Raw genomic sequence first — 16,189 nt, 5'->3', positions numbered from 1 at the left:
ATTTTCTACTATTTTTAATTTTTACATTCGCATCTTTAACCAATTTCCAATAGTTAAAGGTAAGTCTTTCTGCACCTTGCTACTTACATACATTCCAATATGTCCAACTGGAAAAGAATGCACTGTATAATCAACACTAGCAATATATTTCTTAAGTGCTAAAGATGAAGCTGAGGGGACTAAATGATCCTGTTCTGCATAAATATTTAAAATTGGTATTTGGATATTTGCTAAATTAACTCGCTGTGTACCAATTTTTAATTCACCTTGAATTTACTTCCTTGATAAAAATCCTTAATAAACTGTCTAAATGTTTCACCAGCTTGATTAGTATTATCAAAAATCCATTTTTCCATTGTCAGAAAATTCAGCTCTCAGAAAATTCAGCACTTTTTCTTCACATTAAATAATCTCTAGCAAATCAATATATTTTTTAATTCCCAATTGAGATAGTTTCAACATTAAAAAGACATAATTAAGTAAATTACCAGGCAGATTCCCCAAAGTATCAACTATTAGGTCTACATCTAAAGCTTGAGAACCTAATGTAGATCTACTCCAAATATTCAGGAGTCCATCATTAACATGAAAGTCCACTGGAGTAATCATCGTAATTAGGTTTTTTACCTTCTCTGGATACAGAGAACTTTAACAAAGGCTGAATGTTCCACCTTGACATATTCCCAATAAATTAATCTGTGCAAGATGATGGACTTTGGATATTACACCTACACAATTATTGATATAATCATGGATATATTTATCCAAAGTCAGCCAGCGTTCATCCTTACCAGGATATCCCCGATCAATTAAGTAGACATCGAAACCAAGTTTGAGCAAATTAGAAACGAAAGAACGTCCCTCTTGTAAATCAACAATCTAGGGACGATTCACTAGAGCACAAACAATCAAGATTGGGATGTTTAAAGAATTTCCACCAGGTGAGAAATGGTATATTACTACTTTATCTTCTTTGTATACTTCTACTTTTAGTGTTACTCCTACCTTAAGTTTATCTGCATACAGATTGACAATATTAATCGGATCAATTTGATTAAAAAAGTTGAGAATAGGCAAAAAATCCTGAATGAGTTGTTGCTGGTGTGACGAATTAACAATAGCTATATTTAAGAATATACATTGAATAATAACGGCATCTTCGGAACGAAATTTATCAGCTTATTTTTGGTCAAACTCATTAGACTATAATTCAATAATGTGCGAGAAATCATCCAGTATTTTTTTTACTATTTCCATCTTTTCATCTACTAAATTCAGATTTTTGATAAATTCCTAAAAAGCCCTAATTAATATAAATATCGTTTAATAAGAGTTGATAATTAAAACTGGCTTGATAGAGCTTAAAGAAATAATTAAGAAATTTTTCGTATTCATCAAGATAATTTTGTATAGGCATCAAAGTAAATTCCCTCATAATCATTCAGGATAAACTAGGGGTTTAGCAGATTTAGATCCCCAACTACTTCCAGTAGTTGAGGATGTCACTTATATAAGTTAGGTATAATTTATCACCGTACTCTTGGAGTTGCTAGAGAATTAAAAACACCCCAATTTTGGATACCTTCCTGACCTAATATTGCTTCAGCACAATCGATTTCTGTGTCTGTACCATCAAGAATAATTAAATAATAACTTTGCTGGAGGTGATCGCTATACATTCTTGCTCTGTCTTCGGGAATACCTAAATCCTTTAAAGACCTGACTAAATTCTCATTTGCGGTTACTCCCACAGTCACACCTGCAATACTAGCCACCAAGGCTACACCTACAGAACCTGCTGCCAGTATCGCTCCTAAACTCGGTATAGCTAGTCCACTCAGTCCAATTAACAAATTAGCCCAGGTAGTTGAAGTCAGTGTATCTCCCACTCCAACCGTAGTATTAACATCTTGATTACCAATTTGATGACTTGTTTGTGCTTCCCCAAGGCTACTATTATGTTTTATATCTTTGCCAATAATGGAAACTTTCTCCATCGGATAGCCGGAAGCTTTTAATTGCTTAATTGCTTGTTCTAATTCTTGGGTTTTAGCAAATACTCCTAATCCACGTTTAGCTTCTTGAGTGATCATATTTTTTTCCTCGTGAATCTTTTTATCTTTACTTGTAATATTGCTTGCTGGTTTATAAGCATTTGGTTCTCATTTAATTACAGCAATTTATGATTGAATATCTCCTCTAACTAAAGTTACTTTTCTTTGAAACGATATAGTGATTACATCACCTTTTTTATAATATAAATTCAACATAAATATCATCAGTATCCTAAAGATAGGCAATAGTTTATAACTCATGAAGGATTTAGATACCTTCAGAAGTTTTTATCATTCTTTCGTAAGGATTCAGGTCTAAGGTAGAGGGATTAAAGAAGGTGTATGGAAAGCAGAGTGAACCATGGCTTTCATAGGTTGGTCAAAAAACTCAATTAGAGAAAGTGCTTGACGGCGACAAGTTTGTATAACCGTCAATAAATTGGCAGTATGTTGGAATAGCTCCAGAGAAAGAGAATCACCACAGACTTTTCGTTATGTCAGTGCTAAACCTAACCTTGGTTCAGCTAAATTATGATCAAGGTCTATTGCCTAAGGAAGGTAAAAGTTTACCAGGTTCCCCTGGGGCTTGATCAATGAATGAATGGAAGATTCAACTTTTGGTTGAAACTAGGATGGGCAAGTCAAGAATTCATGAAGGTTTTGGGTTTGTCGGAATAAAGGGTAGTTTTTAAAACCTTCATCTATGAGGTCGATGAATTTTGTGCCAACTTCTTGGTGATTGAAGCCAGGAATCTTGATTAGTATCTTGAAGTGATGGGGTAGGGTAGATGTGCCTGACATTTCTGTTGAGCTGTCACCGGATAACCGTTATAGGCAGTAAAGTCATCAGAACTGAGTACACCAGAGTAACTTGAACCCACAATGGATTCTAATTCGCCAGGACAAGGAGTATCAGACCCATGAAATAAAGGGAAGTCACTATTGGCAAAAATGCATAACCATTGTTTCACCCCTTTGACTATCCAGGGTGTTTCATCCCCAAGGATATGAGGCTAGGTTTGTTTTATCCACTGTTTGAGGCTATGAATACTTTGAGCCACTGGACCATCTATTCCTTCATTTGTACCTACTAATGTTCCCACTCCAATTTCTATTTGACCCAGTTCCCACAACAAGAAGTATTCTTTCTCATAGGGTCAATGGCCCTAGTTATTGATCCATCCCAAAAAAGCTTGTAGTGTGGTTCCTATATCTTGTCCCAGTACTATTTCTGCTGACCAGTGTGCCTTTTGTGTTTCCCCACACACAGTGCAAATCCACTTCCATTGGCCTGTCCACCAAGTCCCCTACTTCTTGTGTTTCGATTTTTATGATTGGTTCGCCAAACAATTGCCCCTCACCTCAACATCCACACACTTGCCGTCCCACTATCTCAAATCTATTCTATCTACTCCACCAAACACCTTTCTCCTTTTTCCCCTATGCCCTGGTTGTTCTCCTGGCCCGGATTTCTCACAAAAAGATAAAAAAAGGGGTCGAAGACTGCGAAAATGTATATATAGCAAGCATCTCAGCAGTTGGAAACCATGACCCCATCTTCAACAGATTGTATACCAAAACAGTTGAAATTTGAGCAACGAAAATGGCTGCCAGTCATAGTCAATTTCCAGGGTGGACAAGTAAGAGCAGATGCAGGATTAAGCTTAATTGCTGAAATAGACAGAAAATTGCAAATCACATCACAGTTTGCACAATGTTTCCAAGATTAGCGAAAGCCAAATCGGATTGACCATTCAATAGAGAGCTTAATTAAACAAAGAATATACGGGCTGGTCATGGGGTATGAAGACTTGAATGACCACGAAGAATTACGTCATGACCAGATGTTTGCTATAGCATTAGGAAAAAGGATTGGAGTAGAGAATGAACCTGCAACATTGGCAGGAAAGAGTACATTAAATCCCCTGGAACATTGTCCTGAAGATGTGGAACAAGGAGCAGACAGCGGGTACCATAAAATCTGGCATTCTCCATCAGAAATTGAAAGCTTACTTGTCAAAATATTTCTAGAATCTTACGCCAAAGAACCAAGAGAAATTGTTTTGGATCTAGATGTAACTGATGACTTAGTACACGGCTATCAGGAGCAAGTTTTCTTCAATACTTATGATGGGGGATAATGCTATGCTCCACTTTATGTTTTCTGTGGAAAACATCTATTAGCAGCCAAACTTCGCCCTTCAAACGTAGACCCAGCATTTGGGGCATTATCAGAACTACAAGGAGTGATTAAACAAATAGGTCAACAATGGAAGAATGTTGAGATTTTAGTAGGTGGATATAGTGCTTATTCTAGAGACGATATCATCACATGGTATGAATCCCAAATGGGTGTGGATTATGTTTTTGGATTGGCGCAAAATAGTCGTTTAATTGGGATGACTAGAAAGACTCAAAGTAGAGTATCCCTTGAGTTTGAGTAAAAACTATCAACAGTAGTTTCATTCTTAGAAACTATGTTTAAACCAGATGAAGAACTTGCAGAATTTGCTGGTGACTTGATTAATAACTCAATTTGCTATAAATCTTTAGACTATAAAGCTCGTGAATCTTGGAGCCGTAGTCGTCGTGTTGTTTTTAAAGTTGAATATGGAGTAAAAGGGACTAATGTTCGTTTTGTTGTAACTTCACTTTCTACTAATAAAGTACCTCCTAGTCAACTATATAGACAAAAATATTGTCAGCGAGGGGAGATGGAAAATCGTTTTAAAGAACAACAATTAGAACTTTTTAGTGATAGAACAAGCAACCATACATTTACGGTAAATCAATTAGGTTTATGGTTCTCTTCTATAGCTTAGGTTTTGCTCAATGCCTTGGGTCAAAAATGTTTAGCTAAAACCGAATTACAAAATGCTACTGTTGGGACTATTCGTACCAAATTATTGAAGTTAGGAGCTTTGATTACTGTAAGTACACGTCCCATTTTAATTGCGATTACTAGTTCTTGCCCATACAGACATATCTTTGCTACTGCTCATAGACGCTTAAGAATGCTCACTAATACTGCTTAATTTGAAGTTAAATTGCCTTTTACTTATTTCTAAGTAATCATAGTTCGCCCTTGGGTTGATTCAAGTCTTGTTTTGTCATGCTTAATTTTATGAACAGAGCATTTTGATTTTACTACCAATAAAAAGATAGTGACTTTTTTAGCTTTATAAATGCGATTTTATATTTAATTTATCTCTGCGATTCAGTTTTGATTGATGATGTATCAAAATTTAGTCTCACATCAGGTCATGTAAATTTATTTTTTACTGCTTGTGAGAAATCCGGGCTGGTTTCCGTTTTCGTGTCTGGTTCTCTTCTGGTTTATCTTCTTGTTTGTTCTCGGTTTCTTTGAGGATGTCTCCCAAGGGTGCTTTGGATCATGTTATGGTCTCTAAATCTCTACTGACTTTGAGTTTCTCTATTTCTTTTTCTACTTCTACTACTCTATTTGTTAGCTTCTCTATACTTTTCCCCTGGTCAATCGTGATTTCTACCAGTTGCTCTGTTCCCAACTGCTTCAATATCTCTCTGTCTAGTTTTAGTCCCAGCTTCTTTTCCATAAGTGCTATATTCTGCCTCACCTATCACACTTGTCAATACCCCACCACCTCAATCCTTACACATCGGGCAATAAAGTATATTCCTAAAATTGCAGTTATGGAAGCGTATGATGTTGTCATTATCAGTGCAGTGCTGGACATAATGGCTTAGTTTGTGCTGGTTATTTATTCCAAGCAGGGTACAGTGTTTTGCTATTGCAAGGGAGATCCATTCCCGGTGGTGGTTGCACAACAGAATAACTTATACCCCAAGAAGCACCTAGTTTTAAATTCAATCCTTGTGCAGTAAATCACTTATTTATTTTTCTGGGTTCAGTTATTCAAGAATTAGAACTGCAAAAATACGGTTTAGAATATCTGGTTTGTGATCCAGTAGTCTTTTATCATCATCCTGATGGTAAATATTTCTTAGCTCATAAATCTGTAGAAAAAACTTGTGCGGAAATTGCCCATTACAGTCAGCATGATCCCAAAAATATCCTGAATATGTTGACTTCTGGGAAAGGTTTATCACATCTGCCATACTCTTTTTTAATGCTCCTCCTAAATCAATGTAGACATTGCTGGTAATTACAATCTCCAAAATTTACAAGATATGTTTGTTTTGCGTTGTGGGTGGTACAAAGACTACCTTAGATTTAATTCGTACCTTTCTTAGCAGTCCTATAGATAATATCGACGAATATTTTGATTCAGAATTTCTCAAAGCAGCTTTAGCAAAACTTTCCGCAGAATTAACTTCACCAGCATAAGAAAAAGCTATGTCCTTTGGGGCAATGATGATGGTATTACGTCATCATCCTGGTATGGCTAGAGTAAAAGGTGGGAGTGGTGCGCTAATTGATGCTTTGGTGAAGTTAGTAAAAAGTGCAGGTGGTGTGATTCTCACTGACTAAAAGGTAGGAAAAGTTTTAGTTTATAATGGCCAGGCAGTTGGTGTGCGGGTTGCTGGTGGTAAAGAATATCGTGCTAACAAAAGTGTAACTTATCGTATTGATGCGGAACGTTTATTTTTACAACTAATTGATAGTAACGATGTAGATAATGCTGATGCAAATTTACGAACTAGATTAGACCGTCGGATTATTAATAATAACGAAACTATTCTCAAAAACGCAATGGCATGCTTCACTGCGCTGCGCTTCATACCCTACGGTAAGCAAGCTACAACATGACAATAAACCTACACATTTGAGATGCTCTCATGATTAACATCTTTACTATCTTCTCCAGCTTGCTCTAAAATCTCCACAGGAAATAAACCTGCACGATGAGCATCAACAGGAATTCCATGAGGATCTAAACTGCCTTTAGGCAAGTAAACTAATTCTCTTAAAGGTGTCACCATTGGGTCATCGGTGACTTTATAAGGTAATCTTCCCATTGCCACATTATCAAGATTCAACTCGTGGCGGTCATAAGTACAAAGGTCATATTCTTCAGTAAATGAAATGCAGTTAGTTGGGCAGAATTCCACACAGTTACCGCAGAAAATACAAACACCAAAATCAATGCTGTAATGATTGAGTTTTTTCTTCTTAGTTTCTTGGTCAAATTCCCAATCTACTACCGGCAGGTTGATGGGACAAACCCGAACACATACTTCACAAGAAATACATTTATCAAATTCAAAATGAATTCTGCCTCGGAAGCGTTCTGAAGGAATGAGTTTTTCGTAAGGATATTGAACAGTTATGGGACGACGGTTCATGTGGTCAAAAGTCACCGATAGCCCTTGTCCAATGTATTGAATGGCTTGCACGCTATTTTGGACATAATCACCAATGTGTTGAAGAAATTTAAACATGAATAACCTAATTTTTACTAAAAATACTACTAATCTTCTTCTACACGGTAATAGCTGCTGTTAGTTTTACCCTCTATCAGTTGACAGAATTCATATTTGTCTGTAGTGGATATTTTCAAGGTAATAATTTTAAGTTAAGTCTTTCTTCAGAAAGATGTGGTAATTACTAAAGGTTGGAAATATGGCAGTATGAATCGATAAAAAATGAGGCTATGGTTTAGAAAAAAGGAAATACTCTTATCACTGATGAAAAACTGCCATTTCCCCTAGTAAGCAATGGTTTTATCCTCATGAGCTTGATAATCTTATTTATAGCTGCGATTTATTACGGAATTATTAACCCATAGGGATTTAAAGAAGATTACAGGTAAATGAAATATAGCAGGGAATAGGTAATAGGGCATTGGGAAGCAGAGGATAAAATCACCAATCACCAATTACCAATCACCAATCACCAATCACCAATTGTTTTAATTTCCTCCCAAGGTGTGATGGAAGTATGAGTAGTTAATTTCTTAATTACTCCTATAAACAGAAAGCGTTTTTAAAGGATGTGATGACAATACATGGCAAAAAGATATCCAAAGTTTAGCCAGGATCTGGCACAAGATCCAACGACGCGGCGGATCTGGTATGCGAGCGCTCAAGCTAATGATTTTGAAGTCCATGATGACATAACTGAAGAGAATCTTTACCAAAAGATTTTTGCCACCCATTTTGGTCATGTGGCAATCATTTTTCTCTGGGCTTCTAGTCTTTTATTTCATGTTGCTTGGCAGGGTAATTTTGAACAGTGGATTAGAGATCCGCTGCATATTCGCCCTATTGCCCATGCAATTTGGGACCCTCATTTCGGTAAACCTGCCATAGAAGCTTTTAGTCAAGGTGGTGCAAACTACCCCGTTAACATTGCTTATTCTGGTGTCTACCATTGGTGGTACACTATTGGGATGCGAACAAACCAAGAATTGTATATTGGTTCTCTGGGGTTCTTGTTGTTAGCAGCACTGTTTTTGTTTGCTGGTTGGTTACATCTGCAACCTAAGTTTCGTCCTAGTTTGACTTGGTTTAAAAGTGCTGAACCTCGCCTGAATCACCATTTAGCTGGGTTGTTTGGTGTCAGTGCTTTGGCTTGGACTGGCCACTTGATTCACGTTGCTATTCCCGCATCTCGTGGTATTCATGTTGGTTGGGATAACTTTCTGACTACCTTACCTCACCCGGCTGGGTTGACTCCTTTCTGGACGGGTAACTGGGGTGTCTATGCCCAAAATCCAGATACAGCAGGGCATATTTTTGGTACTTCCCAGGGTTCTGGGACGGCAATTTTGACTTTTTTGGGTGGCTTCCATCCAGAAACAGACTCCCTATGGCTGACGGATATAGCTCATCACCATTTAGCGATCGCTGTTGTTTTTATAATCGCCGGTCATATGTACCGCACTAACTTCGGGATTGGTCATAGCATTAAAGAAATGCTCAATGCCAGAAGTTTCTTTGGTATCCACACGGAAGGTCAGTTTAACCTACCCCACCAAGGACTGTACGACACCTATAACAATTCTCTCCACTTCCAGTTGAGTATTCATCTAGCAGCTTTGGGAACTGTGACTTCTTTAGTAGCACAGCATATGTACTCGCTGCCGCCTTATGCTTTTATGGCGAAGGACTACACCACCCAAGCGGCGTTATATACTCACCATCAGTATATTGCTGGCTTCTTGATGATAGGCGCATTTGCCCATGCGGGGATTTTCTGGGTGCGGGACTATGACCCAGAACAAAATAAAGATAATGTGCTGGATAGGGTACTTCAGCACAAAGAAGCGATCATCTCTCACCTAAGTTGGGTGTCTTTGTTTTTGGGATTCCATACACTAGGGTTATATGTTCACAATGACGTTCTAGTTGCCTTTGGCACGCCAGAAAAGCAAATTTTGATTGAGCCCGTATTTGCTCAATTTATCCAAGCTGCTCACGGTAAATTACTGTATGGCATGGATGCTTTGTTATCTAACCCCAATAGTATTGCCTTTACAGCTTGGCCAAACCACGCTAATGTTTGGCTTCCTGGTTGGTTAGATGCGATTAATTCTGGTACTAACTCACTGTTTTTGACCATTGGACCTGGAGATTTTTTGGTTCATCATGCGATCGCACTCGGTTTGCACACCACTACACTAATATGTGTTAAAGGTGCATTAGATGCCCGTGGAACCAAGTTGTTTCCCGACAAGAAAGACTTCGGTTTCAACTTCCCCTGTGATGGTCCTGGTAGAGGTGGTAGTTGTCAAACTTCTTCTTGGCAACAGACCTTTTTCCTCGCGTTTTTCTGGATGTTAAACCTCCTGGGTTGGGTAACATTCTACTGGCACTGGAAGCATTTAGGCATTTGGCAAGGTAACGTTGCCCAGTTCAATGAAAACTCAACATATTTAATGGGTTGGTTTCGTGATTATCTCTGGGCTAACTCAGCACAATTAATCAATGGTTATAACCCCTTTGGTACAAGTAACCTCTCTGTGTGGGCTTGGATGTTCCTGTTTGGACACCTAGTTTGGGCAACAGGTTTCATGTTCCTAATTAGCTGGCGTGGCTATTGGCAAGAGTTGATTGAAACTCTGGTGTGGGCACACGAACGCACCCCCTTAGCAAACTTAGTTTACTGGAAAGATAAACCAGTAGCTATGTCCATCGTCCAAGGTTGGTTAGTGGGTTTAGTTCACTTCACAGTTGGTTATGTCCTCACCTATGCTGCATTCCTCATAGCTTCAACCGCCGGTAAACTTGCATGAAATATTAAGAGTTCCTCTGACCTTTTTGCAATTTTCCCCCTCGATACCTTGCGGTTCGAGGAGGAATTTTTTTGGACTGCAAATTAACAGCGTGAGAGCTTATTTAAGGTAATTTAGAACACAAATTCAGATAAATTAGTTGAAAGACGGAAATAATGGGGGCAAAAATGTCAGAGAACTCACAACAACAACCCGTTTTTGTTGTTGGTGCTGGTTGGGCTGCTTTAGGGGCTACTTACCATTTAGCCCAATAAGGTTATGATATCACACTATTAGAAGCAGGTTCCTATCCTGGTGGACTGGTTGTAGGTTGGCAAACCGGCGGAGGAAAATCTGTAGAAGCAGGTATCCATGGCTTTTGGTATCCTTACAGAAATCTTTTTTGCCTAATCAGTGAATTAGAAATTAATCCCTTTACAACTTGGACTCGTTCTGCTCAATATTCCCCCGCAGGTTTAGAAGTTGAATCACCAATCTTTCAAGATTTACCAAGATTGCCAACACCATTAGGGACTTTTTTTACACTCAATTTCAACGTTTACCACTTATTGACAGACTCAGCGCCTTACCATTACTTTATAGCTTAATTGATTTTGATAATTCTCATGAGGCTTGGCGACGTTATTATTCTATAATAGCCCGTAAACTATTTCAAACTTTTGGTGTTTCTACACGACTTTATCAAGAAGCATTTGAACCAATGTTATTAGTGGCCTTATTCGCCCCTAGTGAAAAATGTTCAGCCGCCGCTACTTTAGGAAAGTTATATTATTTCATTCTCTCTCATCAACCTGACTTTGATATAGTGTGGTGTCGGGGAACGGTGGGATAAAAAATCTTCCGTCCTTGGGTGAAGCAGATAGGAAATCTAGGCACAAAAGTTTTATCTAAACACAGAGTTACAGATGTAATTATTGATCATAATCTCCAAGTTAAAACTGTAGTTTGCGGTGATGAAATACTTGATGCTGATGCCATTATTTTTTCGGCTGGTATCACAGGACTGAAGCAAATTGTCTCTATTACTCCTAGTTTACAAAGTTATGAATAATTCCGTAATTTAAATAATCTAGGTGCAATTGATGTTTTAGCAACTCGGCTATGGTTTGACAGAAAAGTCGATATTCCTCGTCCTTCTAATGCTTGCCTTCGTTTTGAAGATACAACAGTATGAACATTTTTTGATTTAAATACTTTACATGATGAATTCAAAAATTAAATAGAACCAGTAGTGGACGTTGATTTTTATGATGCTAATCAATTTGTTGATCATTAAGATTAAGAAATTGTCAAAATACTTCAAGGTTATTTAGCAAGTTGTATCCCAGAGTTTAAACAAGCAAAAATAATAGATCGTAGTGTAATTTGGTTAGCAAATGCAGTAACTCAATTTTCACCCGGTAGTTATCGGTATTGACAGCAGAAACCAGTTGAAAAAATGTGTTGATGAGTGGAGATTAGATTATTAATAGTCACGGTTCATGGTCACATGATAAAGCCTATGTCACAGGTTTAGGAGCAGCTAATTTAGTAGTTTCATATTTACAAAATGGGAAAGAAGCAGATAGAAAACAAATGAAATCCATATAGAAATAGCCAGAAACATGAATCAATCTATCCGTGATGTAGGTTAAATTGATTTACCTAACTTTTGGTTGCCTTAGTTTAGTGTGTAGGTTGGGATTACTGTTAAAATCCAATTCCCGACTTCTTTAAGAAGTCGGGGTCTAAGTAAATACAACCCCATAGAACATTGTTTCGGTTGGTTAGAACAGCATTGGAATGGCAGTGTACTTGACTCTGTTGAGACTGTACTGAATTTCGCCTTTTAGGGTAAAAGTCCGGTTGTTACATTGGTAGAAAAGGTTTATTCCACAGGAGTTAAACTTACAACCTCAGCTATGGCAGAATCTGATTGAAACACAGATTCATCGCCTACCCAATCTCAAAAAATGGTTTGTGGAAATTTTCGCTAAATCAGCATAGCTATTGGATCATCTTTTTTGTGGAGTTCTCTTATTAACTTCTAGTTCAGTAGTTTTAGTTGCTTTATCAGTTTCTAATTCAGCAGTTGTACTTGTTTGATTAGCTTATAGTTTACTACCTTTAGCTGTAGGTCATATTTTGAAAAAATAATTTTAGGAAGAATTGTCCTCATACACTATGTCTAGAACTACAACTGCTGTAATTGCAAATCATAATTGCATCTGAATTGTAGTAGGATATAAAATGAAGCTTTTGAATTTTGCTCTTCAATAGTCCTAGCTTGAAGGTTATGAGTTTGTGTCTTTAACAGTAACGGCTTAAATAGGTTTTTATGGGAACCAGCTTGTTCTTCTTAAGCCTGAATGATTCCTGTGTCTTTTTTCTCTTCTTGTTCGGCTTCACATTCTGAGCAAGCGCGTTGAACAGTTCCCTCATTTGCTGAGTTGGAATCCTGATCACCATCATCTCCCGATTGATTCGCTCAGATGATCGATTTCAACCGTCTCATTCCCTACTTCCTCGGTTTTCTCCATCCAATGGCTCCAAGGTTATATTTTCGCCTGGCGATAAATCTGTGTTGGCTTTGGGCTGGACAGCAACTTTGATGGGATTGGCTGTTGCCTATACATACCCCCCCATTAAGTCTGGTTCAGCTTCATCTGAACTTCTGGTGTCACTACTGGAGTGGCACGTGGTGTAAATTTCGAAGCATCTATGAAAGGCACTTTTATGCTGCTTTACCTCTTCTTTTTGAGTCTGTTCTTCTGGTGAGGGTATTGATACTAAAAACGGTTTATTTAAAAGTGTCATTCTAAACATTCACGGAGGGTCTCTGAAAGAGATAGTGAAGAATCTCCGAGATACTAGAGCCTACGGTAGGCTCCACGTTCACGCAGTGTCCCGAAGGGATACGCTGCACTACGTTACCCATGGCTTACGCCACGCTGCGCTATCAGTATGACATAAGTCCAAGTTTCAGCCGTTTACAGTATAGTACTAAGCTTCCACTTTCACGCCTTTCCAGAAGCCGATATAACCTTCTATATTTTTGGCTTTCTCTTTGGTGCTGGGATAGTACCAAGCTGCATCTTTGTTGACTTGTCCATCTACTTCTATGTTGTAGTAACTAGCAACTCCTTTCCAAAAACAAGTGGTGTGAGTATCACTGTCTCTAAAATATTGTTTGTTAATGGTGTCAGCAGGAAAGTAATGATTTCCTTCTACCACTACGGTTTTGTTGCTTTCGGCTAAAATAGCACCGTTCCAAGTTGCTTTCATAGTGAGGATTGAAAATAAGTTAACAATTCTTATTGTTACATTTTTATGGGAACTTACCTATCAAATCTCAATGGTAAAACTTGCTCCTTGTTCACAAGGGGTAGGGTGTGGGGTGTAGGGGGAAGGAGTTAAAAAATTAAGCCTTGATGGGAATGGAAATTAAGAATTCTGTACCCTTTTCCAGTCTGGAATTCACCTCAATTGTGCCACCGTATCTTTCTTCCACAATTTGACGTGCGATCACTAGTCCTAATGCTGTACCTTTACCTACTCCTTTAGTAGTGAATAAATGATCAAATATTTTTCCTTGGACTTATGTACTTATACCTTTACCATTATCTCTAATCTTGATATAAACTTGGTTAGCGATCACCTCTGTACTAATTGTAATTTGTTGAGGATGAGCTTAGAGTTTAGGAAAGGTAGAAGTTTGTGCCATCTCATCAAACATATCAATGGTATTCGCCAAGATATTCATAAACACTTGATTTAATTGTCCAGGGAAGCATTTAATGGGCGGAATATTACCAGTGTTCGTTAGCTTTGAGGCAGTATTTTAACATCAACAGGGTACTATCCAGACCTTCGTCCAGATTAGCAGTTACTTTGTAGTGGGTGTCAGCACGGGATAAGGTACGCAGACTCTTACTAATAGATTTGATGCGGTTATTTGCGCGTATCATCGCACCGAGTAATTTGGGTAAATCTGCCATCAAAAATGCCAAATCTATATCTTCTCAGTTCTCTTGAATCGCTGAAACTGCTTGGGGATAGTGTTGTTGATAAAGTTCTATATGTACCATTAAATCGTGGATGTATTCTTTAGCTTTTTTGATACTGCCGTTGAGAAGACCGATGGGGTTATTGACTTCATGGGTAACACCTGTAACCCTGCAACTAAGTTACCCAGGGATGCCATTTTTTCATTCTGCAGTATTTGTAGTTGCGCTTGTTTTAGTTCTTGTAAAGCTGTTTCTAGTTCCTAGGATGTTTTCTGAATTGCTGCTTGTGCCCGTTGGCGATCGCTAATATCTAAAACCATCGAAACTCCACCGCAAACTTCACCATTTAAGTTCAACATGGGGGCATTAAACCACTCGCAAATAATCCGCCGTCCATCCTTAGTCAAGTTTTCATTAATGGAGTGATAACCTCCACCTTCAGCTAAAATCACCTTGGTTAAATTAGCTACATAGGCATGATACTCTTCAGGAATAATGCAACGGAAATCTTTACCTAAAATTTCTGCTGCTGGATAGCCAAACATTTTCTCGGCGGCTGGATTCCAAACCTAAAATTCAAACTCAGTATTCCACTCTATGATAGGTATAGGTGTTTGTTGAATAATTAATTGCAATTTTTGTTGAGATTCTTCGAGATAGTAGGATTTTTCCCTTTCTTGGGCGTGGAGTCGGGCATTTTCCAAAGCAATGACCGCTTGGGTACAAAGGAAGTTAAGGAGCGGAATGCGATCGCTAAAACCCCTACTATTTGACGCATTTTTCAAATACAAAATCCCAATTAAATTTCCTTGATTGAGAATTGGCAAGCACAGTACACTTTTTGGTTATTGTTCATATAAATACTGAACAATAACAGGTAAATCGGTCTTCAGCTCGTCAATCATCCGAATTTATTGGGTGTTTTTGACGTACTGAATTAGTTTGACGGGTAGATTGGGATTACCTTCTAGGAGTTGGGAACAAAGTTCTGTGGTTTCGGTTGTGGCAGGGGCAACTTGACTGCTCTCCTCAAAGTATTCTCCTTTGAGGAGAGCAGGATTTTCTACAGATTCAGTCAGGTTATCAACCACCTGTATCCAAATATGCAATTGGTGAATCCGTTGTTCTTGTTTCAAACCAATTATCGCCTGAATATATTTCTCATAATCGTTGTGAGTGTATTTGAGATTCTTCCCCGATAGAATTGTACAAAAGTAGGCATTGATGAGACAGTAAGCACAACTTTCAGCGTCTCCATTTTGGGAAAAACTTTGATAACGTAAAATTAGAGGTTTGAGGCCATCCCGCACTGGTTTGTAAAAATGGCGTGATAAGCCGTAGATGGCATTATATGTCACTGCTCGGTATTCCTGGTCAGACTGCTGCTGTTCTAGAGCGATCACCAATTCCCCAAACTGTTTACCAGTGTCAATATCCCCTAGACACCCGTTAATTAATACACTAAACATCCCAAAGGCAAAGGGAGTTAGAGAGGAACGACCATATTTCAATGTGACATCCACCAGTCGGCATACCAACAACCCCAGCATTTCTGGTACAGCAAAATAGGCAGGATAGGAAGACCAGCGTAGAATTTTCATCGCTGCTAGTTTCTCAGCATTTTCCATGGGCGGGAGTTCGGCCAGATTTTCAAAGCCCACCCGCTGAATCAACTCGGTAGTAGTCTGAAGTGCATCCAGAAGATCTTGAGTATTAGGACTAGCTCGAAATGTATCACCTAAATGGTTTAAGGTTTGCACCGCCAAAGTTACGGCTTGGCGGAGCTGAGATTGAGTATGATAGTGAAAAATAAGGAGTTCGTAAATCTTAACTTGCTCCTGGATCTGGGTGACAACTGTCAGAATATAGTCACACAAACCTTTCATCGTCTCAAAATCAGTTTTCAGACAAGCTGACTCTGCTGCACCTATGTATAGATCTAGGGCGAGGGAGTATTCCCGGATTTCTCACA

The 16,189-nt window shown here is 38.4% G+C and carries 14 protein-coding genes and 5 pseudogenes; 5 read left to right on the top strand and 14 right to left on the bottom strand.

Annotated features, from left to right (window positions below; genetic code table 11):
* Nucleotides 1–21 precede the first annotated feature (21 nt).
* The 6 genes from AAZO_RS42050 to AAZO_RS40775 all read right to left on the bottom strand — a co-directional run bounded on the left by AAZO_RS42050 (nucleotide 22) and on the right by AAZO_RS40775 (nucleotide 3,190).
* Complete coding sequence (locus tag AAZO_RS42050) at nucleotides 22–225, bottom strand: hypothetical protein (protein WP_338027152.1); 204 nt, start codon at nucleotides 223–225, stop codon at nucleotides 22–24.
* Nucleotides 226–402: 177 nt separating this feature from the next.
* Nucleotides 403–609, bottom strand: coding sequence for a hypothetical protein (locus AAZO_RS36280; RefSeq protein ID WP_228371429.1), 207 nt, complete (start codon nucleotides 607–609; stop codon nucleotides 403–405).
* A gap of 39 nt (nucleotides 610–648) precedes the next feature.
* Nucleotides 649–879, bottom strand: a complete 231-nt coding sequence (locus AAZO_RS36275; protein WP_228371635.1) for an alpha/beta fold hydrolase — start codon at nucleotides 877–879, stop codon at nucleotides 649–651.
* A 650-nt stretch (nucleotides 880–1,529) separates the two neighbouring features.
* Nucleotides 1,530–2,093, bottom strand: coding sequence for a general stress protein (locus AAZO_RS01240; protein ID WP_013189881.1), 564 nt, complete (start codon nucleotides 2,091–2,093; stop codon nucleotides 1,530–1,532).
* A 719-nt stretch (nucleotides 2,094–2,812) separates the two neighbouring features.
* Nucleotides 2,813–3,061, bottom strand: a complete 249-nt coding sequence (locus tag AAZO_RS01235) for an IS66 family transposase (protein ID WP_144031221.1) — start codon at nucleotides 3,059–3,061, stop codon at nucleotides 2,813–2,815.
* 6 nt (nucleotides 3,062–3,067) lie between these two features.
* A complete protein-coding gene (locus tag AAZO_RS40775; protein ID WP_266887576.1) occupies nucleotides 3,068–3,190 on the bottom strand; it encodes a hypothetical protein in 123 nt (40 codons plus the stop codon).
* 411 nt (nucleotides 3,191–3,601) lie between these two features.
* On the opposite strand from AAZO_RS40775, the pseudogene AAZO_RS28205 reads away from it, so the two are divergent.
* Nucleotides 3,602–5,089, top strand: a pseudogene (locus AAZO_RS28205) (IS1380 family transposase).
* 357 nt (nucleotides 5,090–5,446) lie between these two features.
* Here AAZO_RS28205 and AAZO_RS01225 read toward each other — a convergent pair.
* Nucleotides 5,447–5,629 (bottom strand): hypothetical protein, encoded by a 183-nt coding sequence (locus AAZO_RS01225; protein ID WP_041639142.1) that lies wholly within the window; start codon nucleotides 5,627–5,629, stop codon nucleotides 5,447–5,449.
* A 97-nt stretch (nucleotides 5,630–5,726) separates the two neighbouring features.
* Here AAZO_RS01225 and AAZO_RS01220 point away from each other — a divergent pair.
* A pseudogene (locus AAZO_RS01220) lies at nucleotides 5,727–6,774 on the top strand (phytoene desaturase family protein); the annotation flags it as partial.
* 38 nt (nucleotides 6,775–6,812) lie between these two features.
* Here AAZO_RS01220 and ndhI read toward each other — a convergent pair.
* A complete protein-coding gene (gene ndhI, locus AAZO_RS01215; RefSeq protein ID WP_013189879.1) occupies nucleotides 6,813–7,436 on the bottom strand; it encodes an NAD(P)H-quinone oxidoreductase subunit I in 624 nt (207 codons plus the stop codon).
* Nucleotides 7,437–8,002: 566 nt separating this feature from the next.
* Between ndhI and psaB the strand changes: the two genes are divergently transcribed.
* The 3 genes and pseudogenes from psaB to AAZO_RS43160 form a co-directional block, all read left to right on the top strand.
* Nucleotides 8,003–10,231, top strand: a complete 2,229-nt coding sequence (psaB, locus tag AAZO_RS01210) for a photosystem I core protein PsaB (RefSeq protein WP_013189878.1) — start codon at nucleotides 8,003–8,005, stop codon at nucleotides 10,229–10,231.
* Between the two features lie 167 nt (nucleotides 10,232–10,398).
* Nucleotides 10,399–11,865, top strand: a pseudogene (locus AAZO_RS01205) (hydroxysqualene dehydroxylase).
* A 96-nt stretch (nucleotides 11,866–11,961) separates the two neighbouring features.
* Nucleotides 11,962–12,217: pseudogene (locus AAZO_RS43160) on the top strand (ISAzo13-like element transposase-related protein); the annotation flags it as partial.
* Nucleotides 12,218–13,213: 996 nt separating this feature from the next.
* On the opposite strand, the gene AAZO_RS01200 reads toward AAZO_RS43160, so the two are convergent.
* From AAZO_RS01200 to AAZO_RS44485, 6 genes and pseudogenes are all read right to left on the bottom strand, one after another.
* Nucleotides 13,214–13,495 (bottom strand): DUF427 domain-containing protein, encoded by a 282-nt coding sequence (locus AAZO_RS01200; RefSeq protein WP_013189876.1) that lies wholly within the window; start codon nucleotides 13,493–13,495, stop codon nucleotides 13,214–13,216.
* 136 nt (nucleotides 13,496–13,631) lie between these two features.
* Nucleotides 13,632–13,739, bottom strand: a complete 108-nt coding sequence (locus AAZO_RS44505) for a hypothetical protein (protein ID WP_476691473.1) — start codon at nucleotides 13,737–13,739, stop codon at nucleotides 13,632–13,634.
* A gap of 280 nt (nucleotides 13,740–14,019) precedes the next feature.
* Nucleotides 14,020–14,208: a hypothetical protein gene (locus tag AAZO_RS44500; RefSeq protein WP_041639134.1), complete on the bottom strand. Its 189-nt coding sequence runs from the start codon at nucleotides 14,206–14,208 to the stop codon at nucleotides 14,020–14,022.
* 269 nt (nucleotides 14,209–14,477) lie between these two features.
* Nucleotides 14,478–14,771, bottom strand: a pseudogene (locus tag AAZO_RS44495) (PAS domain-containing protein); the annotation flags it as partial.
* 15 nt (nucleotides 14,772–14,786) lie between these two features.
* Nucleotides 14,787–15,002 (bottom strand): hypothetical protein, encoded by a 216-nt coding sequence (locus AAZO_RS44490; RefSeq protein ID WP_228371428.1) that lies wholly within the window; start codon nucleotides 15,000–15,002, stop codon nucleotides 14,787–14,789.
* Nucleotides 15,003–15,128: 126 nt separating this feature from the next.
* Complete coding sequence (locus AAZO_RS44485; protein WP_041639116.1) at nucleotides 15,129–16,103, bottom strand: hypothetical protein; 975 nt, start codon at nucleotides 16,101–16,103, stop codon at nucleotides 15,129–15,131.
* Nucleotides 16,104–16,189 lie beyond the last annotated feature (86 nt).

Source organism: 'Nostoc azollae' 0708 (assembly GCF_000196515.1).
In the GTDB taxonomy this organism is placed as follows: domain Bacteria; phylum Cyanobacteriota; class Cyanobacteriia; order Cyanobacteriales; family Nostocaceae; genus Trichormus_B; species Trichormus_B azollae.
Note: the sequence above shows the minus strand (reverse complement) of the source record. Positions and strands in the feature narration are given on the sequence as shown.

Bases quoted from the DNA above. Each gene is read 5' to 3' on its own strand.
- AAZO_RS44500 (WP_041639134.1), bottom strand. From the start codon at position 14,208: ATGGCAGATTTACCCAAATTACTCGGTGCGATGATACGCGCAAATAAC.
- AAZO_RS01200 (WP_013189876.1), bottom strand. From the start codon at position 13,495: ATGAAAGCAACTTGGAACGGTGCTATTTTAGCCGAAAGCAACAAAACC.
- AAZO_RS44485 (WP_041639116.1), bottom strand. From the start codon at position 16,103: ATGAAAGGTTTGTGTGACTATATTCTGACAGTTGTCACCCAGATCCAG.
- AAZO_RS01225 (WP_041639142.1), bottom strand. From the start codon at position 5,629: ATGGAAAAGAAGCTGGGACTAAAACTAGACAGAGAGATATTGAAGCAG.
- AAZO_RS01240 (WP_013189881.1), bottom strand. From the start codon at position 2,093: ATGATCACTCAAGAAGCTAAACGTGGATTAGGAGTATTTGCTAAAACC.
- AAZO_RS36280 (WP_228371429.1), bottom strand. From the start codon at position 609: ATGATTACTCCAGTGGACTTTCATGTTAATGATGGACTCCTGAATATT.
- psaB (WP_013189878.1), top strand. From the start codon at position 8,003: ATGGCAAAAAGATATCCAAAGTTTAGCCAGGATCTGGCACAAGATCCA.
- ndhI (WP_013189879.1), bottom strand. From the start codon at position 7,436: ATGTTTAAATTTCTTCAACACATTGGTGATTATGTCCAAAATAGCGTG.